The sequence below is a fragment of the Paenibacillus hamazuiensis genome, from assembly GCF_023276405.1.
Taxonomy (GTDB): Bacteria; Bacillota; Bacilli; order Paenibacillales; family NBRC-103111; genus Paenibacillus_AF; species Paenibacillus_AF hamazuiensis.
In genome coordinates this window covers 5,336,249-5,362,500 of record NZ_JALRMO010000001.1, presented here as the reverse complement: position 1 = coordinate 5,362,500, position 26,252 = coordinate 5,336,249, and the positions used below count along the sequence as shown (strand labels likewise).

23 protein-coding genes and 2 rRNA genes (1 of these 25 cut by a window edge) are annotated in these 26,252 nt (G+C 53.8%); 18 read left to right on the top strand and 7 right to left on the bottom strand.

Translation table 11 applies throughout. From position 1 onward, the window contains the following. The 5 genes from MYS68_RS23240 to MYS68_RS23220 all read left to right on the top strand — a co-directional run. Positions 1–860 (top strand): 23S ribosomal RNA (locus MYS68_RS23240) (it extends 2,188 nt beyond the left edge of the window). A 163-nt stretch (positions 861–1,023) separates the two neighbouring features. Further along, positions 1,024–1,140: ribosomal RNA gene (gene rrf / locus MYS68_RS23235) — 5S ribosomal RNA — on the top strand. Between the two features lie 427 nt (positions 1,141–1,567). Then, entirely contained in the window at positions 1,568–3,967 is a 2,400-nt protein-coding gene (locus tag MYS68_RS23230; RefSeq protein WP_248928142.1) for a response regulator, read from the top strand. Continuing rightward, positions 3,945–4,325 (top strand): response regulator, encoded by a 381-nt coding sequence (locus MYS68_RS23225; RefSeq protein WP_248928141.1) that lies wholly within the window; start codon positions 3,945–3,947, stop codon positions 4,323–4,325. Before MYS68_RS23230 ends, MYS68_RS23225 begins: the two co-directional genes overlap by 23 nt. Positions 4,326–4,388: 63 nt before the next feature. Next, positions 4,389–5,444, top strand: a complete 1,056-nt coding sequence (locus MYS68_RS23220) for an HD domain-containing phosphohydrolase (RefSeq protein WP_248928140.1) — start codon at positions 4,389–4,391, stop codon at positions 5,442–5,444. Positions 5,445–5,531: 87 nt separating this feature from the next. Here MYS68_RS23220 and MYS68_RS23215 read toward each other — a convergent pair whose 3' ends face one another. After that, on the bottom strand, positions 5,532–6,023 hold the full coding sequence (locus MYS68_RS23215; RefSeq protein WP_248928139.1) for a CcdC protein domain-containing protein: 492 nt from the start codon (positions 6,021–6,023) through the stop codon (positions 5,532–5,534). A 214-nt stretch (positions 6,024–6,237) separates the two neighbouring features. Between MYS68_RS23215 and MYS68_RS23210 the strand changes: the two genes are divergently transcribed. Both MYS68_RS23210 and msrA read left to right on the top strand, forming a co-directional pair. Next, positions 6,238–7,215: an aldo/keto reductase gene (locus tag MYS68_RS23210; protein ID WP_248928138.1), complete on the top strand. Its 978-nt coding sequence runs from the start codon at positions 6,238–6,240 to the stop codon at positions 7,213–7,215. A gap of 46 nt (positions 7,216–7,261) precedes the next feature. After that, a complete protein-coding gene (gene msrA, locus MYS68_RS23205) occupies positions 7,262–8,233 on the top strand; it encodes a peptide-methionine (S)-S-oxide reductase MsrA (protein ID WP_248928137.1) in 972 nt (323 codons plus the stop codon). A gap of 62 nt (positions 8,234–8,295) precedes the next feature. Here the strand turns inward: msrA and MYS68_RS23200 are convergent, their stop codons facing one another. Both MYS68_RS23200 and MYS68_RS23195 read right to left on the bottom strand, forming a co-directional pair. Next, positions 8,296–8,937 (bottom strand): GGDEF domain-containing protein, encoded by a 642-nt coding sequence (locus MYS68_RS23200; protein ID WP_248928136.1) that lies wholly within the window; start codon positions 8,935–8,937, stop codon positions 8,296–8,298. A gap of 162 nt (positions 8,938–9,099) precedes the next feature. Further along, the gene (locus MYS68_RS23195) at positions 9,100–10,512 is read right to left on the bottom strand and encodes a S1C family serine protease (protein WP_248928135.1); all 1,413 of its coding nucleotides are present in this window, start codon (positions 10,510–10,512) and stop codon (positions 9,100–9,102) included. A 258-nt stretch (positions 10,513–10,770) separates the two neighbouring features. On the opposite strand from MYS68_RS23195, the gene MYS68_RS23190 reads away from it, so the two are divergent. Both MYS68_RS23190 and MYS68_RS23185 read left to right on the top strand, forming a co-directional pair. Next, positions 10,771–11,388 carry a nitroreductase family protein gene (locus MYS68_RS23190; RefSeq protein WP_248928134.1) on the top strand — a complete coding sequence of 206 codons (618 nt, stop codon included), beginning with the start codon at positions 10,771–10,773 and terminating at the stop codon, positions 11,386–11,388. A 208-nt stretch (positions 11,389–11,596) separates the two neighbouring features. After that, a complete protein-coding gene (locus MYS68_RS23185; RefSeq protein WP_248928133.1) occupies positions 11,597–12,499 on the top strand; it encodes a cation diffusion facilitator family transporter in 903 nt (300 codons plus the stop codon). A gap of 90 nt (positions 12,500–12,589) precedes the next feature. Here MYS68_RS23185 and MYS68_RS23180 read toward each other — a convergent pair whose 3' ends face one another. Next, complete coding sequence (locus tag MYS68_RS23180) at positions 12,590–12,994, bottom strand: DoxX family protein (RefSeq protein ID WP_338043603.1); 405 nt, start codon at positions 12,992–12,994, stop codon at positions 12,590–12,592. A 207-nt stretch (positions 12,995–13,201) separates the two neighbouring features. Between MYS68_RS23180 and lspA the strand changes: the two genes are divergently transcribed. Both lspA and MYS68_RS23170 read left to right on the top strand, forming a co-directional pair. Then, a complete protein-coding gene (gene lspA, locus MYS68_RS23175) occupies positions 13,202–13,714 on the top strand; it encodes a signal peptidase II (RefSeq protein WP_248928132.1) in 513 nt (170 codons plus the stop codon). Between the two features lie 111 nt (positions 13,715–13,825). Next, positions 13,826–14,068 (top strand): HPr family phosphocarrier protein, encoded by a 243-nt coding sequence (locus tag MYS68_RS23170; protein WP_248928131.1) that lies wholly within the window; start codon positions 13,826–13,828, stop codon positions 14,066–14,068. Positions 14,069–14,138: 70 nt separating this feature from the next. Here the strand turns inward: MYS68_RS23170 and MYS68_RS23165 are convergent, their stop codons facing one another. The 3 genes from MYS68_RS23165 to MYS68_RS23155 all read right to left on the bottom strand — a co-directional run bounded on the left by MYS68_RS23165 (position 14,139) and on the right by MYS68_RS23155 (position 18,372). Beyond that, the gene (locus MYS68_RS23165) at positions 14,139–14,852 is read right to left on the bottom strand and encodes a response regulator (protein WP_248928130.1); all 714 of its coding nucleotides are present in this window, start codon (positions 14,850–14,852) and stop codon (positions 14,139–14,141) included. After that, positions 14,821–16,455, bottom strand: coding sequence for an ATP-binding protein (locus tag MYS68_RS23160; protein WP_248928129.1), 1,635 nt, complete (start codon positions 16,453–16,455; stop codon positions 14,821–14,823). Before MYS68_RS23160 ends, MYS68_RS23165 begins: the two co-directional genes overlap by 32 nt. Positions 16,456–16,926: 471 nt before the next feature. Then, on the bottom strand, positions 16,927–18,372 hold the full coding sequence (locus tag MYS68_RS23155; RefSeq protein ID WP_248928128.1) for a hypothetical protein: 1,446 nt from the start codon (positions 18,370–18,372) through the stop codon (positions 16,927–16,929). A gap of 467 nt (positions 18,373–18,839) precedes the next feature. Here MYS68_RS23155 and MYS68_RS23150 point away from each other — a divergent pair, with 467 nt between their 5' ends. From MYS68_RS23150 to MYS68_RS23120, 7 genes are all read left to right on the top strand, one after another. Beyond that, on the top strand, positions 18,840–19,886 hold the full coding sequence (locus MYS68_RS23150; RefSeq protein ID WP_420852236.1) for a tripartite tricarboxylate transporter substrate binding protein: 1,047 nt from the start codon (positions 18,840–18,842) through the stop codon (positions 19,884–19,886). A 120-nt stretch (positions 19,887–20,006) separates the two neighbouring features. Beyond that, positions 20,007–20,468, top strand: coding sequence for a tripartite tricarboxylate transporter TctB family protein (locus MYS68_RS23145; RefSeq protein ID WP_248928126.1), 462 nt, complete (start codon positions 20,007–20,009; stop codon positions 20,466–20,468). Between the two features lie 15 nt (positions 20,469–20,483). After that, complete coding sequence (locus MYS68_RS23140; RefSeq protein WP_248928125.1) at positions 20,484–22,010, top strand: tripartite tricarboxylate transporter permease; 1,527 nt, start codon at positions 20,484–20,486, stop codon at positions 22,008–22,010. A gap of 66 nt (positions 22,011–22,076) precedes the next feature. Then, complete coding sequence (locus MYS68_RS23135; RefSeq protein WP_248928124.1) at positions 22,077–23,000, top strand: AEC family transporter; 924 nt, start codon at positions 22,077–22,079, stop codon at positions 22,998–23,000. A gap of 32 nt (positions 23,001–23,032) precedes the next feature. Beyond that, on the top strand, positions 23,033–23,728 hold the full coding sequence (locus MYS68_RS23130) for a TerC family protein (protein WP_420852151.1): 696 nt from the start codon (positions 23,033–23,035) through the stop codon (positions 23,726–23,728). 415 nt (positions 23,729–24,143) lie between these two features. Next, complete coding sequence (locus tag MYS68_RS23125) at positions 24,144–24,683, top strand: helix-turn-helix transcriptional regulator (protein ID WP_248928123.1); 540 nt, start codon at positions 24,144–24,146, stop codon at positions 24,681–24,683. A gap of 36 nt (positions 24,684–24,719) precedes the next feature. Then, positions 24,720–26,240, top strand: a complete 1,521-nt coding sequence (locus MYS68_RS23120; RefSeq protein WP_248928122.1) for an MFS transporter — start codon at positions 24,720–24,722, stop codon at positions 26,238–26,240. The last annotated feature ends 12 nt before the right edge of the window (positions 26,241–26,252 follow it).

The window sequence follows — 26,252 nt, the reverse complement described above, 5'->3', positions numbered from 1 at the left end:
GATGCAGGTTACCCGCGACAAGACGGAAAGACCCCATGGAGCTTTACTGCAGCTTGATATTGGACTTTGGTACGATCTGTACAGGATAGGTGGGAGCCTTTGAAGCATGAGCGCCAGCTTGTGTGGAGGCGACGTTGGGATACCACCCTGATCGTATCGGAGTTCTAACCTGGTACCCTGATCGGGTATGGGGACAGTGTCAGGTGGGCAGTTTGACTGGGGCGGTCGCCTCCTAAAGAGTAACGGAGGCGCCCCAAGGTTCCCTCAGAATGGTTGGAAATCATTCGAAGAGTGCAAAGGCAGAAGGGAGCTTGACTGCGAGACAAACAGGTCGAGCAGGGACGAAAGTCGGGCTTAGTGATCCGGTGGTACCGAATGGAAGGGCCATCGCTCAACGGATAAAAGCTACCCTGGGGATAACAGGCTTATCTCCCCCAAGAGTCCACATCGACGGGGAGGTTTGGCACCTCGATGTCGGCTCATCGCATCCTGGGGCTGAAGTAGGTCCCAAGGGTTGGGCTGTTCGCCCATTAAAGCGGTACGCGAGCTGGGTTCAGAACGTCGTGAGACAGTTCGGTCCCTATCTGTCGCGGGCGTAGGAAATTTGAGAGGAGCTGTCCTTAGTACGAGAGGACCGGGATGGACGTACCGCTGGTGTACCAGTTGTCTCGCCAGAGGCACGGCTGGATAGCCAAGTACGGAAGGGATAAGCGCTGAAAGCATCTAAGCGTGAAGCCCCCCTCAAGATGAGATTTCCCAGTATGTAAGACCCCTTGTAGACGACGAGGTAGATAGGTTCGGGGTGGAAGCGCGGCAACGTGTGGAGCTGACGAATACTAATCGGTCGAGGGCTTAACCAAAAAAGTACCCAAGAAAGTGAAGAAGACGCTGACGAAGCATATTCCGATTACTTTCTCGGGGCCCAAAAGGATAAATTCTAAAGCGTAACTTGAAGTGATTCGCATCTAGTTTTCAGGGAGCAACATGCTTCCGAAGCGAGTTTTGTTTAAGACAAAACTCATGTTTGGTGACGATGGCGGAGGGGAACCACGCGTACCCATCCCGAACACGACCGTTAAGCCCTCCAGCGCCGATGGTACTTAGACCGCAGGGTCTTGGGAGAGTAGGACGTCGCCAAGCAAACGAAAGCACGTTCGACCTTCGCAGGTCGAGTACATGCGAGAGTCGAACGTTGCCAAGCAGCCCAAAGCACGTTCGACCTTCGCAGGTCGAGTACATTGCTGTATAACCCCTAACGGGGTTATTTTTTTTGTCATAGTGTACTGGATTATTTATCCAGTTTTGATGGACAGCCTTCGGGGCCATTATGCATTCCAACAATCGATGAAATTCTACAAATTCTACTTTTTTTATTCCAATAAATTCATGAGCAAATCCGATATTTCCTTTGTTTTGCACGGATTTTCGATATCATTTGTCATGATTGCCGGTTTTATCCATAAACGATTGTCATGATATAATGAGACAACTATACGACTCTATTCGTGTTTTTATGCGGAACGGATCGGTAGCATTTATAAGGAATTGTGGGGAGAGGGATATTCCGGTGGAGCATACTCATGTTCACGGCACGTACGACATGATGTTGGTCGTTTTTTCTTATGTGGTTGCCGTCGTGGCTTCGTACAACGTATTGGATTTGGCTGGAAGAGTCAGCGGAGCGGCGGGTAAAAGCCGCTGGATGTGGCTGCTGTTCGGCGCCGTGGCGATGGGGATGGGAATTTGGTCGATGCATTTTGTCGGGATGCTCGCTTTTTCGCTGCCATTTCCGGTCGCTTATGATCAATTCTACATATTCTTGTCCGTTCTTGCGGCAATCATCGCCTCTTTCATTGCGCTTTTTATCGTCGGCCGCAATCAGCTGCATATCAAGCAACTGCTCGGCGGCGGGCTGCTGCTTGCGATCGGCATCTCAACGATGCATTATATCGGGATGGCGGCCATGCAGGTCGGCATTACTTACGATCCGCTTCTTTTCGCGCTTTCGATTGTAATCGCTCTCGTTGCTTCGATTGCCGCTTTATGGCTCGCTTTTTACTTCCGCAAAGGGGGAGAAAATGGCGAGGTTTGGAAAAAACTCGGCAGCGGGTTGATCATGGGGGCCGCCGTCGTCGGCATGCATTATACGGGAATGGCGGCCGCGGAGTTTAACTCGTTTCCGGATGCGGATGCCACAGGCAGAGTGCTGGATCAGAAGATGCTCGCCTATTTCATTTCGGGCGGCACTTTGTTCACGCTGGGCCTGTCCTTGTTCGGCATCTTTATCTCCAAGCGGTTGTCCCATAAAGATTCGGAGATTCAGGAGAAAGCCGAAGAAATCTATCACATGAACCAAGAGCTGCTCCAGCTGAACGAGCATTTGGAGGAATTGGTGCGTGAACGTACGGCTCAGCTCGAGAAGGCCCGCGACGAAGCGGTTAAAGCCAACCGGATCAAAAGCCAGTTTTTGGCCAATATGAGCCACGAGCTTAGAACGCCGCTCAATGCGATCATCGGCTACAGCGAAATGCTGATCGAAGAAGCGATGGATATGGGCGAGACGAGTTTTGCCGAGGATCTCGACAAGATCGGCAAATCGGGAAAGCATTTGCTGGCGCTTATCAACGACATATTGGATATCTCAAAAATCGAAGCCGGCAAAATGGAGCTCTACTACGAATCCTGCGATCTGGAGGGGCTTGTTAACGATGTCGTCACGACCGTAAAGCCTCTTGTCGAAGCGAACGGAAACCAGTTCGAAGTCCGTTCGATCAGCGGCGGGATCACGACGGATGCGACGAAGCTGAGACAAATACTGCTGAATCTGCTCAGCAATGCAAGCAAGTTTACGAAGGACGGTAAAGTTTTGTTCGAGGTTTATCAGGAAAACCGGGACGATCGGGAAGGTTACGGATTTAAAATTCAGGATACGGGCATCGGGATGACACCCGAACAGGTAGAAAAGTTGTTTCAGCCATTCACGCAGGCCGATTCCTCGACCACGCGCAAATATGGCGGAACCGGGCTGGGACTCGCCATCAGCCAACGCTTCTGCAGTCTGATGGGCGGGGGCATCAGCGTAACGAGCGAGCTCGGCTCCGGCAGCACGTTCACTTGCTGGCTTCCGGCCAAACCTTCCGTGCCGCCCGCGGCCAAGAAAAACGCGAAGGATGCGGCAGCCGCGCAGCTCAGTCATGACAATACGCGGCAAACCGACATTCTGCTCATTGACGATGAACCGACCAACCACGAATTGCTGCGGCGGTTTCTTGCCAAAGAAGGATGGGTGCTGGCGTTTGCGGACAACGGCGAAGAGGGGCTGCAGCTGGCGAAGAAGCTTCGCCCCAAAGTGATCTGCCTGGACATTCTCATGCCGACGATGGACGGCTGGAGCGTCCTGTCGGCGCTCAAAAACGATTCGGAGCTGCAGGATACTCCGGTGGTTATTCTCTCGATGACCGACGATAAAAACCTCGGTTTTGCGCTCGGGGCTTCCGAATACTTGATGAAGCCGGTGTCCCGGGACCGGTTGATCGAGGTCATGGACAAGTATGTCGAAAGCCGGATGAATCATTCGGTGCTGGTTATTGAAGACGATGCGACGACAAGCGAAATGATGGTCAAGCTGCTCCAAAGGGAAGGGTATATCGCTCTGCAGGCACGAAACGGAAAAGAGGCGCTTGAACGTTTGAAAGCGCAGGTGCCCTCCATCATTTTGCTTGATTTGATGATGCCGGAGATGGATGGATTTCAATTGGTTGCGGAAATGCGCAAGCACGAATCGTGGAGCCAAATTCCGATAGTAGTGGTATCCGCCAAGTCGATCACACCGGAAGACCGCGAGAAACTTGACGGTTTTGTGAAAGGTATCGTCCAGAAAGGATCGTTCGACCATAAGTGGCTGCTCGCTGAAATCCGTTTATTGATCGGAGGGATGAAAAAAGATGCATACCATACTTCTGGTTGAAGATAACGAAATGAATCGCGACATGCTCTCCCGCCGTTTAACGCGAAACGGCTTTCGGGTCCTTACCGCCGAAGACGGCAGGTTAGGCGTCGATATGGCTATCCGGGAGCGTCCGGACCTCATCTTGATGGACCTTAGCTTGCCGGTATTGGATGGCTGGGAAGCAACCCGGATGCTTAAGGAGTCGGATGATACGAAAAGCATCCCGATCATCGTCCTGACCGCACATGCGATGTCCGGCGACGAAGAGCAGGCTTATCAGGCGGGCTGTGACGATTTTGATACGAAACCGGTAGATTTGAGCCGGCTTCTCGGCAAAATTCAGGCGGCGCTTGAAAAGAGTCGGCAGCAAGAATAATTAACGCCGGGCGCCGAAGAGGTTTGGGCGATCGTTTGCACGGTTTGCGAATGGAGTGGTGAAATGGGCGAGAATGCGTTAGAGCTCGCAAAAATTTTGATCGTTGACGATCAAGAATACAACATTAGTTTACTGGAACGCATTTTGAGAAGGGCGCAATTCATTCATTTGCACAGTACGACCGATCCGACCCGGGTCGATCAGCTCATGGAGGAGATCGACCCCGATATTGTTCTGCTTGACATGCACATGCCGGGCATGGACGGTTTGGAAGTGCTGGCGCAAATCCGTGAACGAACGGGAGACGAGCATTATTTGCCGGTGCTTGTGCTTACCGCCGATACGACTTCGGAGATGAAGCAGAAGGCGCTTCAGACCGGAGCGAACGACTTTTTGACAAAGCCGTTCGATCGTACGGAGGTGCTTCTGCGCATCCGCAATTTGCTGAGTACCCGGCAGCTTCATGTTCAACTGCAGCAATATAACGAGACGCTGGAAGCGCGTGTACGGGAAAGGACGGAAGAGCTGGAGCAGGCAAAAACGGAAATATTGCATCTGCTAGAACGTACTTCGGAATACCGCGACGATATAACGGGTCAGCATACCCGGAGGGTAGGCCGGCTGTCCGAAATGATCGCGCGCCGGCTTGGCTTGTCCGAACCGCAGGTGGAGATGATCCGTGAGGCCGCCCCTCTGCACGATATCGGCAAAATCGGGATTCCCGATGAAATTTTGCTGAAGCCGGGACGGTTTGAGCCGCATGAGTTCGAACGAATGAAGGGGCATACGAAGATCGGAGCGAACATTTTGGACGGGAGCCGGTTCACTGTCCTTAGGATGGCGCATGCAATCGCGAGGTCCCATCATGAGAAGTGGGACGGTAGCGGGTATCCGGACGGGCTGAAGGGGGAAGAGATTCCGATTGAGGCGCGGATTGTCGCTTTGGCCGACTTCTATGACGCGCTGACCAACGATCGGCCGTACAAAAAAGCATGGAGCCCGCTGGACGCGCTTTCTGAAGTGGTGAAGCAGCGGGGGGTTCATTTCGATCCGCAGATTGTGGATGTATTTGTCGCATTGTTCCATGAATGCAATTTGTCCGACTGGAAGGGCGAGTAAGACCAGCCGCGCTTGTATCTCCGCAGGGAAGTCGGAGAACAAGCGCGTTTTTTTGCTCGCGGGGGAATGGCTTGCTCCCGGTCCGAATCAGCCGGCGCTAACCCGGCGGAACTTCAAGAAGCTGCCGATACGCCATATAAAGATATAAACAAAGGCCATCACCATCGTCAAAACGGTAAATTCCGTGTAATCCAGCGTCTTGAAGTATTGCGATAACGCGATGCGAATTGCCACGACGGCGATGATCACATATTTGAAGTTTTTATTAGGTTTGGAATAGATGAGTCCGTCCTCGCGTTTTTCATATCCGGTATGGTAGAGCATGATGCTTCCCAGCCCGATTCCGAGCAGTGCGGCGCACAATATTTCCCAAAACGCCGGTATATGAAAAGGCTGTCCCGGAATATGCATGAGTGACTGTATGGAAAAACCGAACATGACGGGCACGATAATAACGGGGAGCAGTATGCCGAAGCCATTGCTGCGGATGGGGCGGTTTTTGCCGCGAACCCTGAACCAGATAACCAAAGCGACGATAACGGCGGCGACAACGAATCCGACAACGGTTTGAGCGGTCATGGTGTATGAAACCCTCCTGCATATTGTAAGTGCAGGCCGCGCGGCCTGTATTAACCTCAATCATTATACTATAACCGGTTAAATAAGAATTCAGACTGAAGCTGCAGACGATCTCCGCCTTGAGACCGAGGCTGGGGATGCGGCAAAAAGCAGGATAGGAGGGGGAGAATGGAGAATAATAGCAGTGATCATGAAAATGGGGAGGAATGTACGAATGGAATATCGTCGTCTTGGCAGCAGCGGTGTGCGTGTATCCAAGCTTGGACTCGGCACCAATTCGTTCGGTTCGCGGGCCGATCGGGAGACCTCGATTCGGATCATCCATCAAGCGCTCGATCTGGGCATCAACTTCATCGATACGGCCAATATATATAGCGGAAGCGAGTCGGAGCGCATTATCGGCGAGGCGCTCAAAGGGCGTCGCCACGAAGCGGTGCTTGCGACAAAAGCCGGGCTTCCCAAGGGGGGCGGCCCGAATGACAAAGGCTCTTCCCGCTATCATATCCAACGGGAGCTCGAAGACAGCTTAAAGCGGCTGAATACGGATCATATCGACTTGTACCAAATCCATACGTTCGATCCGGACACTCCTCTTGAGGAAACGCTGCGAACGCTCGACGATCTGGTCAGAGCGGGAAAAATCCGCTATATCGGCGCCTCCAACTACGCGGCCTGGGAACTGATGAAGGCGCTGGGCATCAGCGACCGCCTGGGACTGGCGCGGTTCACTTCGATCCAGCCGAGTTATTCGCTAGCCGACCGGACGCCCGAGCAGGAGCTCGTTCCGTTATGCCTGGACCAGGGGCTCGGCATCATCCCGTATTTTCCGCTGGCCGGCGGCGTGCTGACCGGCAAATATGCGGCCGGCAGCCCGGCTCCGGAAGGGTCGCGCCTCGCCAAGGATCCGAATTTCGGCAAGCGGCTGGATGAAGCGCGTTACGAATTAGGCGCCCAGGTGGGCAAAATCGCAAAAGAGCTCGGGACTTCCGCTTCCGCTCTGTCGCTCGCCTGGCTCATGCAGCGTCCTGCCGTGTCCACGATCATTGTCGGCGCGTCGCGTCCGGAGCAGGTGCTGGATAACCACGCCTCCGTATCGCTGCATCTGGACCGGGAGACCGTGGAACAGCTGGACCGGATCAGCGAGCCTTTCCTGTACGGAAAGCCGTTTGCGGTGTTCCGCTTGCCTTCCTGAGAAGTATTCGAATGTAGATGATCCGTAACAGAAGGAGGTAGAACACATGGAGCCAAAAGATGAGCGCTACGAGCTGGCGACGTTCGCCGGCGGCTGCTTCTGGTGCATGGTGACGCCGTTTGAGGAGCTGCCCGGCATTATCCGGGTCGTCTCCGGTTACACGGGCGGCCATAAGCCCAATCCGACGTATGAAGAGGTTTGCTCGGAGACGACAGGACATGCCGAAGCGGTGCAGATTACGTTTGACCCGGAGCTTTTTCCTTATGAAAAGCTGGTGGACACGTTCTGGCGACAAATTGACCCGACGGATGCGGGAGGACAGTTTTACGATCGGGGCGAGTCATACCGGACGGCGATTTTTTATCATAACGAGCGGCAGAAAAACATCGCGGAGGCGTCCAAACGCGCACTGGAGGCAAGCGGACGGTTCAGCGCTCCGATCGCCACGCAAATTGTCCCGGCGGGAGAATTTTATCCGGCGGAAGAGTACCATCAGGACTACCACAAAAAAAATCCGCTGCGCTATAAAATGTACCGCAAAGGCTCGGGCCGCGACGCGTTTATCGGGAAACACTGGGGCAAGACGAAGGAGGAGCTTGCTGAGCTGCGTTCCAGACTGACGCCCATACAATTTAAAGTAACGCAGGAGAGCGGGACGGAACCGCCGTTTCAGAACGAGTTTTGGAACAATCACCGCGAAGGCATTTATGTCGATATCGTTTCCGGTGAGCCGCTGTTCAGCTCTCTGGACAAATACGATTCCGGCTGCGGCTGGCCCAGCTTTACGAAGCCGCTTATACCCGCGGCGGTGAAGGAAGAGCCGGATTACAGCCACGGGATGATCCGCACGGAGGTGCGCAGCCGGGAGGGCGATTCGCATCTCGGACACGTGTTCACCGACGGCCCGAAGCCTGCAGGCCTCAGGTACTGCATCAATTCGGCCGCGCTTCGTTTTATCCCGAAGGAAGATTTGGAGAAGGAAGGGTACGGTCGGTTCGCCAAGCTGTTTGACCGCTGATCGTGCCGCAAAAAGGAAGCCAAGCCGATCTGCCGCTGCAGGCAGCAATCGACTTGGCTTTTTCAGGCTTTTTTTGACCGTTTGCCGATATACATATTGGTATCTGCGATTTTGATCAGCTCTGTCAGATCGGTGCTGTGATCGGGGTATACGGCGGAGCCGATGGAAACAAAGACGGGTATGCCGAGCTCATCGGAGAGGGCTTTCAGCCCGTCGGTGAGCCTTTGATGTACAGTCTGCAGGCTGGCATCCTGCTTAAGGTGCCCGATGACCAGAAATTCATCCCCGCCCCAGCGGGCGACAATGTCGCTTTTTCGGGTTAAGCCGGAAAGCGTCCGGCCGATCGAAGCGAGTACGAAATCGCCTTTCTGGTGACCGTACATATCGTTAATAGACTTAAAATTGTCGCAATCGATGATAAGCACAAACAGCTTGGCCTGCGTCCGCTCCGTCAATGAAGTGATTTTTCCGAACGTACTCGTAATAAACCGGCGGTTGTACAAATCGGTGAGCGGATCTTTCTCCGCATAATACCTTGCTTTATCGTAAAGGTGGCCTATCCAATATCCGACGAAAAACCAGAGAATATAGCCGAGGTAAGTGATAAAATGAACTCTGCCGTCCGTAATGGCAAAATATACGGCAAAACAGGTATGGGCCAGCAGAGTTAAAGAAACGGCGAATATTCGGCCGCGGTAGTTCATGCCGACCTCCTCTCAAAGATTAGCAGTAAACCTGAATTTGGCGAATGTTTGTTTCCTATTTCAATATAACATAAACCGTCATATTTCGACACGCATTATTTATGCATTTTACGGATTAAAAAGCAAAAGGCGGAGCACCGGGCTCCGCCTGATTTATATCAATTATTGCTGCTGTTGCTGCTGTTCCGTGTTTTTATCGCCGACCTTGACGGATATATCGCTTTTTTGGCCGTCGCGGACGATGGTCAGCTTCGCTTGGTCGCCTACCTTGAGCGCTTTGACTTTGTTTACGATCTCTTCCGAGGTTTTCACCGCTTCGCCGTTTACTGCGACAATGACGTCATACGGTCTCAGACCGGCTGCAAAACCCGGACTTTTGCGGTCGACCTGGGAGACGATGGCTCCGTCCGTGCTGCTAAGCTTCAAATCGCTGACCCAGCTTTGGTCGATGTCCTGAAGAGCGACACCGATGTAAGGCACCGGTTCTTTCGGGATTTTCACGTTGTTTTTCAGATTCTCCAGCACGGAGGAGATGGTGCTTGTCGGAATGGCGAATCCGATGCCCTGCGCCTCCGCATTAACCGCGGTGTTGATGCCGATCACCTCGCCGTACATATTGAGGAGAGGTCCGCCCGAGTTGCCGGGGTTAATCGAAGCGTCGGTTTGCAGCAGGTGCTTGTATTCGCGAGTGCCCTGGCTGTCAGGGATCGAAATCGGACGTTCCTTCGCGCTCAGCACGCCGACGGTAACGGTATGGTCGAATCCGTAAGGGTTGCCGATCGCCACGACCCAATCGCCGACCTTCGTGTTATCCGGGTTGCCCAGCGACAGCGTAGGGAAATCTTTGTCCCCGGTAATTTTCAGGCAGGCGAGGTCGAGATCGTAGCTGCTGCCCAGAAGCTCCGCCTTGAACGGCTTGTCGTAGCCCTGCACGGTAACTTCAATTTCGTCGGCGCCGTCAATGACGTGTTCGTTCGTCAAAATATAGCCGGATTTTTCGAAGATAAAGCCGGTTCCGAGGCCGCTTTCCTGCAGGCCGTTCGAATCGTCTCCGGAAGACCCGCCGTCCCCGAAAAATTGGCGGAAAAACGGATCGTTGTACATGCCGCCGCGCGTCGATTTCTGCTTGACCTTCGTCTCGATTTTCACAACGGCGGGGCTGGCCTGCTCCGCGATTTGCGAGACGCTCTCGGGCGTCCCGAGCGAGAACGCGGAGTTGGTCACGGCGGCGCCGCCTCCGGAGGAGGACGCCAACTTGCCGGTTCCGGCCGGGGCTGTGCCCGTTGCCGCAGGAACAGCCTGCGTGCCGGTGAACAGATTCATTTTATCGGATGCGAACATCAGGCTGCCTACGACAACGGCACCCGCCATAAAAGCGGCGAACGTGCTTTTGTAAGATTTTCTCCGCTGATCCGGCGTAAACCGGCTAAAACCAAACGTCCGCTTCATCCGCGGAGGGGTGATTTCCACAAGCGATTCATCGTCCTCCAGAAGAACAGTCGGTTTTTCCTCGGCAGAATGAGTATTTAAAGTTTCGTTTTTTTCGTTAAGCTCGTCTCGATCAAAGTCGTTCATAGCTTCAACCTCCAATTTATAAAAAGTATTTTGGATAAACAGAATGATTGATGCCGCCTATGACTCTATGATGCAGCCTAGAGCTTAAACGAATCTTAAGAGAACTTAAAAGAGAGGTAAAAAAAATAAGCATATCCCCGCTGGGGTTGGACCACAATAATCACGGATGTACTTTATCGAAAAGGCTTCGAACGGAAGCAATTCGTTAACAAGCAATCCATGATGTATCGATTACAGCAAACGGGAGGTTGCCTGAAAATGGCTCAAACAGCTCAAACTACCGGCAGTTTTTTTAACGCGATCAAAGAACGGCGCTCGATTTACGGCATCGGCAAACAATCGCCCGTTTCCGACCAGCGCATTTTGGAAATCGTCCAGGAGGCGGTCAAATATACGCCGTCTTCGTTTAATTCGCAAAGCGCGAGGGTTGTTGTCCTGCTTGGAGAGCATCACGACAAGCTGTGGGATATTACCCGCGATGTGCTCAAAGCGATTGTCCCGGCGGACCAGTTCGAGTCTACAGGCCAGAAGATGGATGCGTTCCGCAGCGGCTATGGCACGGTATTGTTTTTTGAGGATATGAAAGTGATCGAAGGGCTGCAAGGCCAATTTCCGACCTATCAGGATCGTTTCCCGGTATGGGCGCAGCAGTCGAACGGCATGCTGCAGCTTGTCGTTTGGACGGCATTGGAGGGGGAAGGGCTCGGAGCAAGCCTGCAGCATTACAACCCGCTTATCGACGCCAAGGTAAAGCAGCAGTGGAACATTCCCGATTCATGGGAGCTGATTGCGCAGATGCCTTTCGGCCAACCGACGGCCACTCCGGGAGACAAACAATTCCAGCCGCTCGAGGAACGGGTGAAAATATTTAAATAAACGCGGACAGACCGGCTTCAGCCGGGGCCGGTCTGTTTTTTGCATTCGCCTGAAACCTGTGGTATTATGAAAAAATCTTTTGGTAAGTTGGTGTGGCGAATGAGTACGATGAACATGATTCCATTACATATTATCCGAATCCCTTGGCCGGAATAGGCCAAGGGATTTTGTTTCATCCGGGCAACAAACATGGCGGGAGGCATAAATGATGAGCGCGGAAAAAAAGGCGTCCATGCTGGCGGCGTGGGTCAGCTTGATCAGCAATATTTTTTTGACGGTGGTGAAAATTGCCGTCGGTCTATGGTTCGGCAGTGAGGTTCTTGTCGCCGACGGCGTACATAATGCGGGGGACGTCATCGCTTCGATCGCGACGTTCAGCTCGATGCGCATCTCCAATCAACCGGCCGATCAAGAGCATCCATATGGCCACGGCAAAGCGGAGGTGATCAGCGCCGGTATCGTTGCGATCATTTTGGCCCTGGCCGCTTTGTTTATCGGGTACGGCTCGATCCAGGCTTTGCTGCATCCGGCCCCGGAGGCTCATATCATTGCGCTCGCAGCGGCGCTGCTGTCGCTGATCTGGAAGCAGGTCCTTTATGTGTACACTTACCGCATCGGGAAAAAACTCAACAGCAAAGGACTTCTCGCTACAGCCTACGACCATCTGGCCGACGTTTATGCGTCGATCGCCGCGGTCGTCGGCATCGGAGCGGGGCTGGCCGGGGAACATTTCGACGTGCCGATTCTCAAATACGGAGATCCGATCGCGGGCATCATCGTATCGGTACTCGTTTTGAAACTCGCCGTGAATATCGGAAAGGAATCCGTCGACGTCCTGATGGAGAAAAATATCGACCCCGAGCTGATTGAGGAATATGCCCGTCTCATTCGGGCAAACCCGCACGTGAAGCGGATCGACCGGCTGCGGGCGCGCGAGCACGGGCATTATATTCTCGTCGACGTTCGCGCCAGCGTCCCCGGCACGTATACGATCCAGCAGGGCCACGACATCAGCCGGCAAATCAAACAAACGATCATGGACCATCATCCGAACGTGGACGAGGTGCTCATCCACCTGAATCCGTGGTACGACGAAAAGCGGAGCCGCTGATGGAGCCGCGTCGGTCATGATAAGAAAAAAGTCTCCCTCGGTTCTTTTCGAACCTGGGAGACTTTTTTCGTACTGCCGGATATGCGGGTTTTATGAAACGGCTTTGCCGAAAAACCGGTCTACGGCAAACTGCTTGTAATTTTCAGCAGCCAAATACAGGGAAGTCAGCGCCAACGCGAGCTCCAGCTCGAATCCCGGGTTTTTGCCGTCACCCATAAGGCCGTTTTGCAGTTTCACTTTCACGATCGCGCCCAGCATGATGAGGACGAATACAATCGCCACGTAGCGCGTGCCAAGCCCTACAATCAATGCGATGCCGCCGACCAGCTCACAAACGGCAACCACATAAGCCAGCACGCTTGGCAATCCCATGCTATTGAAAAAATGAGCTACGTTGTCCAGGCCCATCTGGAATTTAGCCACTCCATGATACAGAAAAATGATTCCGACCAGAATACGCACCACTGTAAAAACCCAAAGCTTAGAAGTTTGCATCATCAACCTCCTTGAATAATAGTAAGCAAGTTACAATTAGTAATATATAATGCAGCGGCCTTGAAGTCAATGAAAAATATTTGTATATTAAAATAATAATTTATATAATAAATAATCTCAAATAGGATTGCCATAACGGTGCCGAACAGGTCATACTGAAAAAGTGCCGGCATCCGGCTAACTTTTCGAAAATTGGAGAACAATAATATGCGCGCGAAAACGTGGATCGGTGGGCATCTGTTGTTTTGGCTTATCATTGCTTTTACCGTCGTGTCGGATCAGCTGGCCAAGTATGCCGTTCGATCCCGGATTGCTTTGGGTGAAACGGTTCCCCTTGGGGATTTGTGGATTTCGCTCACCCATTACGAGAACAGCGGAGCGGCCCGCAGCTCTTTCCAAGGATATGCCCGCTTGTTCGGCATCATAGGCGTCATTATTGTGGCGGCGGTGCTGTATGCCCGATATAAAGGGTATTTCCGGGGCAAGCGGCTGGATATCGGCCTGGCTTTTTTCGTCGGAGGGGCGTCCGGCAACGCCATTGACAGGCTGATGTGGGGCAAAGTAACGGATTTTCTCGTTTTCCGCTCCGGGCACGGGGTGCTGAATTTGGCGGATCTTTTCATCAACGCGGGCGTGCTGTTCATTTTGCTGGATACGGTGATTTCCTATGCGTACTCCGCATTGGCGGCCGTGCGTCCGGACCGATGGAAAAGCAAGTGACGGAATTTTGTTCATATTATTTTTTGGAGATTCGGCTAGTCATAAAGAGGAATTCGGCCACCCGACGGGGAATATACCCATTCAAGCGTTAAGAAAAATGGAGGGATCAGCATGGCAGGACTCGCAACAACAGCCATCGTCGAACTTAATCAAACCGCGAACCGATTCAAGTCCAGCATTGTCATTCGGATTGACAACAAATTCATCGATGCGAAGAGCATTCTCGGCCTCAGCCTCACTTTGCTCGGCAACCAAAGCTACAGGCTGGAAATTCACGGTCCCGACGAAGCGGAAGCAAGGGAAGCGATGCTGGCCGTTTTCAACAAACACGGCCTTTCGGTGGAATCGGCGTAACGCAGGCATGTCCCGAACAAGCAAAAAGCGCAGGACTTCTCCGGGAGAGATGTCCTGCGCTTTTTGTTTGCTACTTTCGGCTGCGGTATACCCGTTCGGGACGGCCGACCACACCGTATGACAAATCCGCATATACGGTGCCGAGGCTGACAAGGTGCTCCAAATAGCGGCGCCCTGTCGAACGGCTGACGCCGATCAGCTTGGCGGCTTGTTCGGCGGTCATGCCTTCCTGCGTTTGCGAAATCGCCTGAACGACCTTTTCGAGCGTCAACTTGTCGATCCCTTTCGGCAAGTAACTTGGGGAGGTTTCTTTTTTTCCCGCCCCGCTCAGCAGACGGTCGACGTCCTCCTGGTTGATATGGCCGCTCTCCGACGCCAGCCGGTGCAGCTCCCGGTGGAAATCGAGGTAGCGCAGCAGCGTCTCCTGCAAACGGTTAAAGACGAGCGGCTTCATGATATAGTCGAACGCTCCGCCGCGTACGGCCTCCCGCACCGCTTCGACCTCTTTCGCGGCCGTGATCATGATCACATCGGTTTCCTTATGATGCCGGCGAATATATTGAAGCATCTCCAGGCCGCTCGAATCCGGAAAATAAATATCGAGCAGCACCAGATCCGGCGTCAATATTTCCAGCTGCTCCTTCGCTTGAGATTCGTCCGTGGCTATCCCGATAACGGAAAAACCGGGAACCTTCTCAACGAAACGCCGGTTGATCTCCGCTATTTTCACATCATCTTCGATGATCAGCACCTCAATGACGGTTTCCTGGCTCATCTGCTGCATTGGGCTTCCCCCTTTCGACCGACTTTTTTTTGGGAATGGCTGCGGTAAAAATCGTGCCTCCCGCCGGATTTTTATGAAATGTAATGTAGCCGTCAAGCTTGCCTACCGCGTGTGTGACCAGAGCGAGCCCGATGCCGCGGTGCTCTCCTACTTTCGTGGAAAAACCTTTTTCAAAAACGGTGGCGCCGGTTTCCTCGGGAATACCGATTCCGTTATCCTCGCATTCGATAATTAAATCTTCCCCCAAATCGGTCAAAAACAGCTTCACCCGCCGATCGGTTTTATCGTCGCAGGCGAGCACCGCTTCCATCGCGTTGTCGGCTAGGTTGCCGATAATCGTGATGAGCTGATTGCGGTCGATCGTCTCCGGAATGTCGCGAAACGAGCTTTCCCGGTCGATTTCGAAATGAAGCTTAAGTTCCTGGGCGCGATTATATTTGCCGATCAAGAGCCCGCCGATCATCGGGTCGGGAATTTCCTGCATGATGAATTGGATCAAATTTTGCTGGACGTCCGACTCTCTGGTGATCAGCTCGACCGCTTCCTGATAAGATTCCAGCTGGATAAGTCCCGAGATGACGTACAATTTGTTGGAGTATTCATGCGTCTGCGCGCGCAGCGCATCGGCAAAACGCCTCACCTGGGACAGCTCCTCGGCCAGCCTGTACAGCTCGGATTTGCTGCGGAAGCTGGAAACGGCGCCGGTTACCTGGGAATTCCAGCCCATGATCGGGATGCGGTTGACGATCACCTCGTGATCCCCGATCAGCATCTCGGCGTCGAATTCGGCTTTGCCGGAACGAATCACCTCGTTGAGCCGCGTGTTCGGAATCAGCTCCTCGACGCGGCGGCCGGTGATGTCGACGCTTTCCGGCAGGCCGAGCAGCTGCAGCGCATACCGGTTGGCCAAGGTAATGATGCCGTCCCGGTTGATCGCGACGATTCCTTCGCGGATCGATTCGAGAATCGCTTTTTTCTCCGTATACAGCGACCCGATTTCCGCCGGTTCGAGCCCATGGATCGAGCGGCGAACGTTTCTGGCGATCAGCACCGCGCCGCCAATTCCGACGGCCAGCACGCAGAGGGCGATCAGCATGGTTTCATCCTGATATTTATCAGCGATGCTCTCGATATCCTCCGTCAAAAAGCCGACGGACACGATGCCGATCACTTCGCCGTTATCGCCAAAAATCGGGGCTTTGCCGCGCAGCGCAGGTCCGAGCGACCCGACCGCCCTGGAGATGATCGCGCGCCCCTCGAGCACGGGCCCGTTATCGCCGCCGACCATCTCCTTGCCGATCCGGTCGGGAAGCGGGTGGGAGTAGCGGATGCCTTCGCGGTTGCCGACGACGACATATTCGGCGTCCGTTTTTTCGCGGACCGCTTCAGCGATAGGTTGAATTATGGAGGGCGGATCGGGGGAATAAAACGCTTTCCGAATTTCCGGCATCACGGCTACGGTTTCGGCTACCTTGAGCGCCCGTTGGCCGATTTGCTCCTCCAGCGTCGACGTGATGACATAATAATAAATGCCCCCCAGGCTCACAATGACCAGCGCGAGCAGGGAGCAAATGATCAGGATGAGTTTCGTCTGCAGCTTCATGCGCACGGCCCGCCTTTCTTTATTGTGCTGGGAAAATATCATATGTTAACCATGGATATACATGGATCGTCCGATTTATAGTATGTCCGAGGCACCGTACTTACTCTCCCGGCCATCGCGCCGAAAGGGAAGCGTGTCCGCCAGCGGGTTTGCTCAAAGCAAAACCATGACAGACAAACGCGAGCCCGAGGCACGTACCCAATGCTGTCAGGTGAACGCGGTTACACGGAATCGCGGATTTGGCCCCTCGGGAAACCGCCAAACAGATCGGACTTCGATCTTCAAAGTCATAGAGGAACTGACGTTCGCTATTCTCGAGTAAATAAGCTCATCCGAAAAATAAAGGAACTGAGATTCGCTAAATCGGCGAAAAACGGCTTGTGTACCGGAAAAACTTGCAAATAACGCACCACAGTTCCTCTAATCTTCGCGAACTGGTCGAAATAGCCATTTTAACGCACTGCAGTTCCTTTATAAACTCGGGCACAACCGGAATGGAGGGTTCCCCGGCAAGCGAGTCCAAGTAAAGCGTGTCCGGCAGCGGTTTTGCGCAAGCAAAACAATGGCGGACAAACGCGAGCCCGAGGTACGTACCTGCTCCAGAGGCATCGCGCCGAAAGTAAAGCGTGTCCGGCATAGGATTTGCGCAAGCAAAACCATGGCGGACAAACGCGAGCCCGAGGCACGTACCTGCTCCAGAGGCATCGCGCCAAAAGTAAAGCGTGTCCGGCATAGGTTTTGCGCAAGCAAAACCATGACAGACAAACGCGAGCCCGAGGCACGTACCCGCTGCTCAGGGATCGCGCCGAAAGTAAAGCGTGTCCGGCATAGGTTTTGCGCAAGCAAAACCATGGCGGACAAACGCGAGCCCGAGGCACGTACCCGCTGCTCAGGGATCGCGCCGAAAGTAAAGCGTGTCCGGCATAGGTTTTGCGCAAGCAAAACCATGGCGGACAAACGCGAGCCCGAGGCACGTACCTGCTCCAGAGGCATCGCGCCGAAAGTAAAGCGTGTCCGGCATAGGATTTGCGCAAGCAAAACCATGGCGGACAAACGCGAGCCCGAGGCACGTACCTGCTCCAGAGGCATCGCGCCGAAAGTAAAGCGTGTCCGGCATAGGATTTGCGCAAGCAAAACCATGACAGACAAACGCGAGCCCGAGGCACGTACCTGCTCCAGAGGCATCGCGCCGAAAGTAAAGCGTGTCCGGCAGCGGTTTTGCGCAAGCAAAACCATGACAGACAAACGCGAGCCCGAGGCACGTACCCGCTGCTCAGGGATCGCGCCGAAAGTAAAGCGTGTCCGGCATAGGTTTTGCGTAAGCAAAACCATGGCGGACAAACGCGAACCCGAGGCACGTACCCGCTGCTCAGGGATCGCGCCGAAAGTAAAGCGTGTCCGGCATAGGTTTTGCGCAAGCAAAACCATGGCGGACAAACGCGAGCCCGAGGCACGTACCTGCTCCAGAGGCATCGCGCCGAAAGTAAAGCGTGTCCGGCATAGGATTTGCGCAAGCAAAACCATGGCGGACAAACGCGAGCCCGAGGCACGTACCTGCTCCAGAGGCATCGCGCCGAAAGTAAAGCGTGTCCGGCATAGGATTTGCGCAAGCAAAACCATGACAGACAAACGCGAGCCCGAGGCACGTACCTGCTCCAGAGGCATCGCGCCAAAAGTAAAGCGTGTCCGGCATAGGTTTTGCGCAAGCAAAACCATGACAGACAAACGCGAGCCCGAGGCACGTACCCGCTGCTCAGGGATCGCGCCGAAAGTAAAGCGTGTCCGGCATAGGTTTTGCGTAAGCAAAACCATGGCGGACAAACGCGAACCCGAGGCACGTACCCGCTGCTCAGGGATCGCGCCGAAAGTAAAGCGTGTCCGGCATAGGTTTTGCGCAAGCAAAACCATGGCGGACAAACGCGAGCCGGAGGCACGTACCCGCTGCTCAGGGATCGCGCCGAAAGTAAAGCGTGTCCGGCATAGGATTTTTTAGCGGAAGCCAAAAATCCATGCCGGACAAACGCGAACTAGCAGCGAGCATTCCCTCCCTGCAGGCGGGTCCAGGGCGCCCGAGCGCCTGGGGTCCCCCTTGAAGGGGGATTTAGGGGGTGGACCTCCCTGATTTAGGGGGGGCTCCTACCGATTCTATCACATTCCTTTCGCGAATGATCAACTTGCCCCCGTGAATTAAATGAACAAAATTACCGAAATCGATTTATTGCGATATATGTCGTTATTCTTCCGCATTTGAAGCAAGGATGATACGATGAAAACGCTTCAAAGAAAGCGGCACCATTCATAAATAAAAGCGCTCGAGACGCTTGAGATGCCAATTTTTTCTGCACGAAAAACATTTCATGGAGGGGTTCAGATTGTTTAAACAGATGATGACCAGAAGTTGGAAAGTCGCCTCGATCAGCGTGCTTGCCGTCAGCTTAATGGCGTGCGGCAATGCCGGAAGCAAGCAGCCGGCGGCAGGAGGCAAAGATGCGGCTCCCGCTCCGGCTGCAGCAGCGTCCAAATACCCGGAGAAGCCGATTACGATCGTAGCTCCGTCCGGTGCAGGCGGCGGCTGGGATATGACGGCGAGAACGATTTCGAAAGTGCTTACGGAAGCGAAAGTCGTCGACAAAACGATTTCCGTGGAAAACAAGCCGGGCGGCGGCGGCACCGTGTTCATGGCCGAATATTCGACCAAGGATGTTAAAGACAATTACAGATTGTTCGTCAGCTCGCCGCCGATTTTGATCAACAACCTGAAGAAGGAAGGCAATACGCCATACGGCTACAAAGATACGACTCCGCTCGCACAGCTGACGAAAGATTACGGCGCTATTGCGGTTCCGGCGAATTCGAAATACAAGGATTTGAAATCGCTGCTTGACGATATGAAAGCCGATCCGACCAAGCTGACGGTAGCCGGCGGTTCCGCTCCGGGCTCGATGGACCACCTGGTGGCTATTCTTCCGGCCTTCAAATACGGCATCGATCCGAAGAAAGTCAAATACGTTTCCTACGACGGCGGCGGCGAAGCGGTAACGGCTCTGCTCGGCGGCAACGCGGATGTGCTCGGTACGGACGCTTCCTCGCTGGACCAATACGTGAAAGCCGGCAAAATCCGCATCTTGGCGGTAGCCGCGCCGCAGCGTCTGGCCAACATGAAGGACATTCCGACGATGAAAGAGCAGGGCGTTGATGCCGAATTCCTCATCTGGCGCGGCATTTTCGGACCGAAGGATATGAGCGCGGACGCGAAAAAATATTGGGAAGACGCGCTGAAAAAGATGGTCGATTCCGAGCAGTGGAAGAAGGAAATGCAAGCGAACAACTGGGAGACGGATTACAAGAAGGCGGATGATTTCAAAACGTACCTCGGCCAGCAGGAAACTATGGTCAAGGACATCTTGACCGCACTCGGCATGCAGAAATAATGAAGGATTAGCCAAAAGAGGAGAAGAGAAACCATCTTCTCCTCCAAGTTTTTTTGCTGCATAGGAAATAAGGCACTGCTAAAAGGTCGCATCACTTTTTGAGGATTGGAGAGAGCATTGATGAACAAGACGTTTGACCGCTATGCCGGGATCGTATTTCTCGCCATCGGCCTGCTGTTCGTATTCGGGAGCCGGAGCATTTCGACCAGCGCTTACGGAAGCAACGTCGGGGCCAATATTTTCCCGTTTATATTGGGCATATTTCTGGCGCTGATGAGCGTTCGCCTGATTTATGAAACGTTCCGCGGTCCGAAAGGCGAAAAGCGCAAAGAGAACCTCGATTACAAAAGGTTCGGCATCATATTTGTCTCAGCCGTGCTGTATGCGTATTTTTTGGAGGATGTCGGATTTGTCATTTCCACGTTTTTGTTTCTGCTGATCGGATTTCAGACGATGCAAAGAGGCGGGCTTTGGAAATCGATCCTCATTTCCGCGGCGTTTTCTTATGGAGTGTACTTTCTTTATGTTAACGTGCTCGAAGGAACGCTTCCCGGCTTTCCCACCTGGCTCGGCTTATCGTAGGAGGTTGCAAAACATATGAGCACAGTAGATTATTTGCTTCATGGACTCGCTACTGCAATGCAGTGGCATAATTTGGTGTTTGTCTTTTTTGGGGTGCTTATAGGAACGGTCGTCGGCGTACTGCCCGGCATCGGGCCGATGAGCGGCGTCGCGCTGCTCATTCCGATCACGGCGACGATGACGTCGGGATTGTCTCCGGAAGAAGCGGCGACCAGCTCGATCATTCTGCTCGCGGGCGTTTACTACGGTGCGATGTACGGCGGATCGACGACATCGATTTTGCTGAATACGCCGGGCGAATCGTCATCCGTCGTCACAACGCTGGACGGCTACCAGATGGCGCGCCAGGGCAGAGCCGGAGCGGCGCTGGCGATTTCCGCCATCGGTTCGTTCGCGGCGGGTCTTATTTCGCTGATCGGCCTTATCTGCCTGGCCCAGCCGCTATCCGCGGTGGCGATCAAATTCGGCCCGGCCGAATATTTCTCGCTGATGGTGCTGGGGCTGCTGGCCATAAGCGGCCTCGCCGGCAAATCGATGGTCAAGGCACTGATCATGACGGCGTTCGGTTTGCTGCTGGCGACGATCGGTATCGATCAGGTTTCCGGGGTGGGGCGGTTTACGTTCGACATTCCGGAGCTTTATCAAGGTCTGGAGTTTTTGACCGTTGCGGTCGGTACGTTTGCGGTTGGGGAAGTGTTTAAAACGATACTGGAGCGCGAAGGAAACGAAGGCGAAATCGCCAAAATCAACCGGATTTTTCCGACGAAGCAGGATCTGAAGGACAGCGCGGCTCCGATCGGCCGCGGCTCCGTGCTCGGCTTCTTCATCGGTCTTCTGCCGGGGGCGGGTGCCATCCTCGCATCGTTTTTCGCTTATATCGTGGAGAAAAAGCTGAGCAAAAACCCGGACAAGTTCGGCAAAGGCGCCATCGAGGGAGTCGCTTCCCCGGAATCGGCGAATAACGCCGCTGCCGGCGGCGCGATGATTCCGCTGCTCACGCTGGGCATTCCGTCGTCCGGAACGACGGCGATTTTGATGGGCGCATTCATTATGTACAACGTGCAGCCGGGTCCGCTTTTGTTCACGGATCATCCGCAGCTGGCATGGGGCGTTATCGCCAGTATGTTCGTCGGCAACCTGATGCTGCTTATTTTGAACATGCCGCTTGTTAAAATATTCGCGAAGGTTATCGAGACGCCGGCGAAATATTTGATTCCTTTGATCATCGTCTTTTCCGTATTCGGCGTTTACGCGGTGCAGTATTCCACCTTCGATTTGATGCTCATCATGGGCTGCGGTTTGGTCGGTTACTTCCTCGCGAAAAACGATTTCCCGCTGGCTCCGATGGTGCTCGGCCTCATTTTGGGCCCGATGATGGAAAACAACATGCGGCGGGCGCTGACGATTTCGAACGGAGACTTTATGATTTTCCTGCAAAAGCCGGTATCCCTCGTCTTTTTGATCATCGGCGCGCTGTGGATTCTCATTCCGCTGATTTTGAAAATGAGAGGCAAAAACGTGCTTGTCAACGAAGAAGGTTAATACAACCCTCCGGCAAAACCCCTAACCATGGGGTTTTGCTGTTTCACAGAGTGGGAGTGCAGCAAGATGGAAGTTTTCTTACTGATTGTCGTAAATGTGATTTTGCCGGTGTTCCTTCTGATCGGAGCGGGCGTCTTTCTGCACCGGACGTTCAAGTTCGATATGAACACGTTGTCCAAGCTGAACGCATACTTTTTGATGCCGGCGGTCAGCTTCGCCAATATGTATCAAAGCAAACTGGAAGGTGGGGTCCTGGCGGACATTCTTCTGTTTTTGCTGCTGCAAAGCGCCCTTCTGGTTATTCTCAGCACAGGGGTGGCCAAGCTTGCGAAATTCGACAAGGGATTGTCGTCCAGCTTCAAAAACAGCGTCGTTCTGATCAATTCGGGCAACTTCGGCCTGCCGGTGAGCCAGCTCGTGTTTCAGGGCAACCCGCTTGGCGCTTCGATCCAGGTGGTGGTTATGATCTACCAAAATTTGCTGACCAATACATACGGTCTGATGAATGCGGTGGCCGTGAACAGCCCCGGCTGGAAGGCGCTGAAGGAACTCGCGAAAAATCCGGTTTTTTATGCGGTCATATTGGGATGGACGCTGCATTCGCTCGATATCAAGCTGCCTTCCTTTATGTGGACGCCGGTGCAAAACGTGTCCGAAGCGTTTCTGGCGATCGCACTCGTCACGCTCGGTGCGCAAAGCGCATATTTGCGGCTGACCCGCATCAACTTGTCGCTCGCGCTAAGCCTGGCTTGCCGCCTGCTGATGGCACCGGCTGTCGCTTTGCTGATCATATTCGCACTCGGCATCAAGGGAACGACCGCCCAGGCGCTGTTCATCGCCAGCTCGTTTCCGACCTCCCGCAACAGCGCGGTTTTTGCGCTGGAGTACGATAATCACCCGGAATACGCGGCTCAGGTCGTGCTGGTCTCAACGATCTTCAGCAGCGTGACTGTTGCGGTCGTTGTGTATTTGGCGAAAATTTGGTTTTAAAAAATAGGTAAAGGAAGGGACTAACGGCCGCTATGGAAATGGACGTGCAATGGTTTATACTGGGACTGCTGAAAATTATACTGATCAATATCGTCTTAAGCGGCGACAACGCGGTCGTTATCGCCTTGGCCTGCCGCAACCTTCCCGCCGAGCAGCAGAAAAAAGCCGTATTTCTCGGCAGCTTCGGCGCCATCGTGCTGCGCGTCATCCTGACGTTCGTGGCCGTCTGGCTGCTGCAAATTCCGTTCGTGCAGGTAGCCGGCGGGTTGATGCTGCTCTGGATTGCGATTAAGCTGATGGGCGGCGACGAAGGCGGCGAAAAGCTGGAGTCCAGCCAACATCTGGGAACGGCGATCAAAACGATCATCGTCGCCGACCTCGTGATGAGCCTCGACAACGTGCTGGCCGTAGCCGGGGCGGCATCGGGCAGCCTGCTGCTGATCGGGCTTGGACTGGCCATCAGCATCCCGCTGATCATCTGGGGCAGCCAACTGCTGATGAGCCTCATGAACCGCTTCCCGATCATCGTGCTGCTTGGGGTTGCGCTGCTCGGCTATACGGCCGGGGAGATGATTCTGAGCGATGACGCGATCTCCCATTGGGTGGAGACGACGGTGCCGGCAGCGCATTACGCGGTACCCGTCATTTTGGCGGCGGCGGTCATCGGTGTCGGCAAGCTGCTGGAGAAAAGGCATAAACGCGAGGCTGTGCCGGAGGAAGCGGTGTAGCGGAGCGGTTAGCGGAATACATGACAATCCCACCCTGAAGTGCAGGGTGGGATTTTTTTTGCCCCGCAGACACATTGGAATCGGTGATAAGCAAGCTCATTGCATAATAGCCCGTAACATGCAACGTTTCGTGGTTTAACTCCGTCACAGTATTTTTGCCGGCCCATATCGCAGACGTGTGATGCGCAGCCTTTGATCTCGAATACGAGCTTCACTACTCTCCATTTAATTGAAATGGAACGGAACGTTTTTCGCAACTGATTTGATTATAGTGCAAACGGATTGGACCAGCCCTGATGCATTCCTGGTTGGTTCGTTTATATATTGGATTAGTAATATATTATATCAATATATATTGACTCGATATAATGTTTTTGGTAAATTATAGATGCAATCATGAAAGGGGGTTCCAGACATGACCAGCCAGGATGTCATCTTGGGGATTTTGATGAATCAAAGCTCGGCCGGCTACGACATCAAGCGGCTGCTGGAGACGGTGTTTTCTTATTTTTATAACGCCAGCTTCGGCACCATTTATCCGATGCTTGCCAAGATGGAGCAGCAAGGATTAATTACAAAGGAAAGCATCATTCAGGAAGGCAAGCCGAACAAACATGTATATACGATCACCGAGGAGGGGAGAAGGCAGTTCCGGGAATATTTGAACAGTGAATTGCAGCCCGAGGAGATCAAATCGGACTTTATGGTCAGGCTCTACTTTGGCGGGTTGGCGGATCGGGAGCACGTCTCGGAATGGCTGAGCAAAGCGATCGATAAGACGACCCGAACGCTGCAGTCCCTCGAGGACATATACGGGCGCCTCAAGGATAAGAAGAGCGCAACGCAGATCATCTGCGTTCGATTGGGAATCGAAAGCTGCAAAGCGCGCCTGAAGGTATTGAACGAAGGGCTAAACGACATCAAAGCGTTAGACGGAGAGTTAGAAAAAGAGTGAGACAGAAAGAAGACGAAGGAAGAGGAGCGGCGGGATATGGAGAAAAAAGGTTTGATCTTGCTGGCGATGGCGCTGGGGCTGCTGATGGCATCGCTGGACAACACGATCACTTCGGCGGCGATCAGCCATATTATTAAAGATATTAACGGGTTTGATAAAATCAGCTGGGTATTCACCGCCTACATGTTGGCCGCAACCAGCACCATGCTCGTATTCGGCAAAATGTCGGATTTGTTCGGGCGGAAGCTGTTTTATTTGATCGGGATCGGCATCTTTCTGATCGGCTCGGCGCTCTGCGGGACAGCTCAATCGATGACGCAGCTCATCGTATACAGGGCGATTCAGGGGATCGGGTCGGGAGCGCTGTTTCCGATCAGCTTTACGATCATTTTTACGCTGTTTACCGATCCGAAGCAGGCCGGGCGGTTGTCAGGAGTATTTGCCGGCATTTTTGGAATTTCTTCGGTCGCCGGACCACAGATCGGCACACTTCTCGCCGAATATTGGGGCTGGCGGTGGTGCTTTTACGTCAACGTGCCGCTGGGTATCGTGTCGTTTCTTACGCTGCTGTTTGCGCTGAAAGAATCGAGATCCGAGCGCCGTCCGAGCGTCGATTATTTGGGTACGGCGACTCTGATCGTCTCGAGCGTGGCGCTTATGCTGGGACTGGAGTGGGGCGGCAAACAGTTCGCGTGGGGCTCGTGGCAGGAGATTTCCTTGTTTGCGGTATTTCTTGTCGTCGGCGTGCTGTTCGTGTTGGTGGAGCGCCGGGCGAAGGAGCCGGTGCTGCCGCTTGCGCTGTTCAAAAACCGGATGATCGTTGGCATGACGTTAGCCTGCCTTTGTCAAGGGGCGATCATGTTTTCCGCAATCACTTATTTGCCGGTATTCTCGACGGCGGTGCTGGGCCAGTCGAATTCCAACGGTATGCTGACGCCGATGATGTTTTCCCTGATGCCCGGGGCGATTACGTTCGGTACGCTGATGCAATTTTTCAGCTTCCGGGTGATTATGGCCTTCTCCATGACGGCGGGGGCGATCGTAAGCATTTTGCTGACCCAAATCGCTCACACCGCATCGCCGTGGTATTTGGCCGGACTGATGGTCATCCTTGGTCTCTGTGCGATCGGTCCGCTGATGAGTGTCGCACAAAACGCCGTCGCGATGAGCGTGGACCGTAAATATATCGGCATCAGCTCGTCCATCGTCGGCTTTTGGCGCAACATCGGCGGCGTACTTGGAGCCTCGATCATGGCGACGATTGTCAATAACAACTATAAGGGCCTGATCCAGTCCGGCGCGGAAGCGAACCATATTCCCGCCGATCAGATCGAAAGGATGGCCGATCCGCAGCTGCTCGTTCGCGCAAGCGACGCCGTTCCGCCGAGTGTGCTGGCGTTCATCCGCGATTCGCTCGGTACGGCGATCAATCACGGCTTCGTCCTAAGCATCGTGTTCGCCGCCATTGGCATTGCCGCGGCGGTAATCGCAGGCCCCGGCCGCTACGTGAAGCGCACGCCGCATGGCGAACCGGCTCCTGCCGGCCATACGGCGTAGAGAGATCTTCTT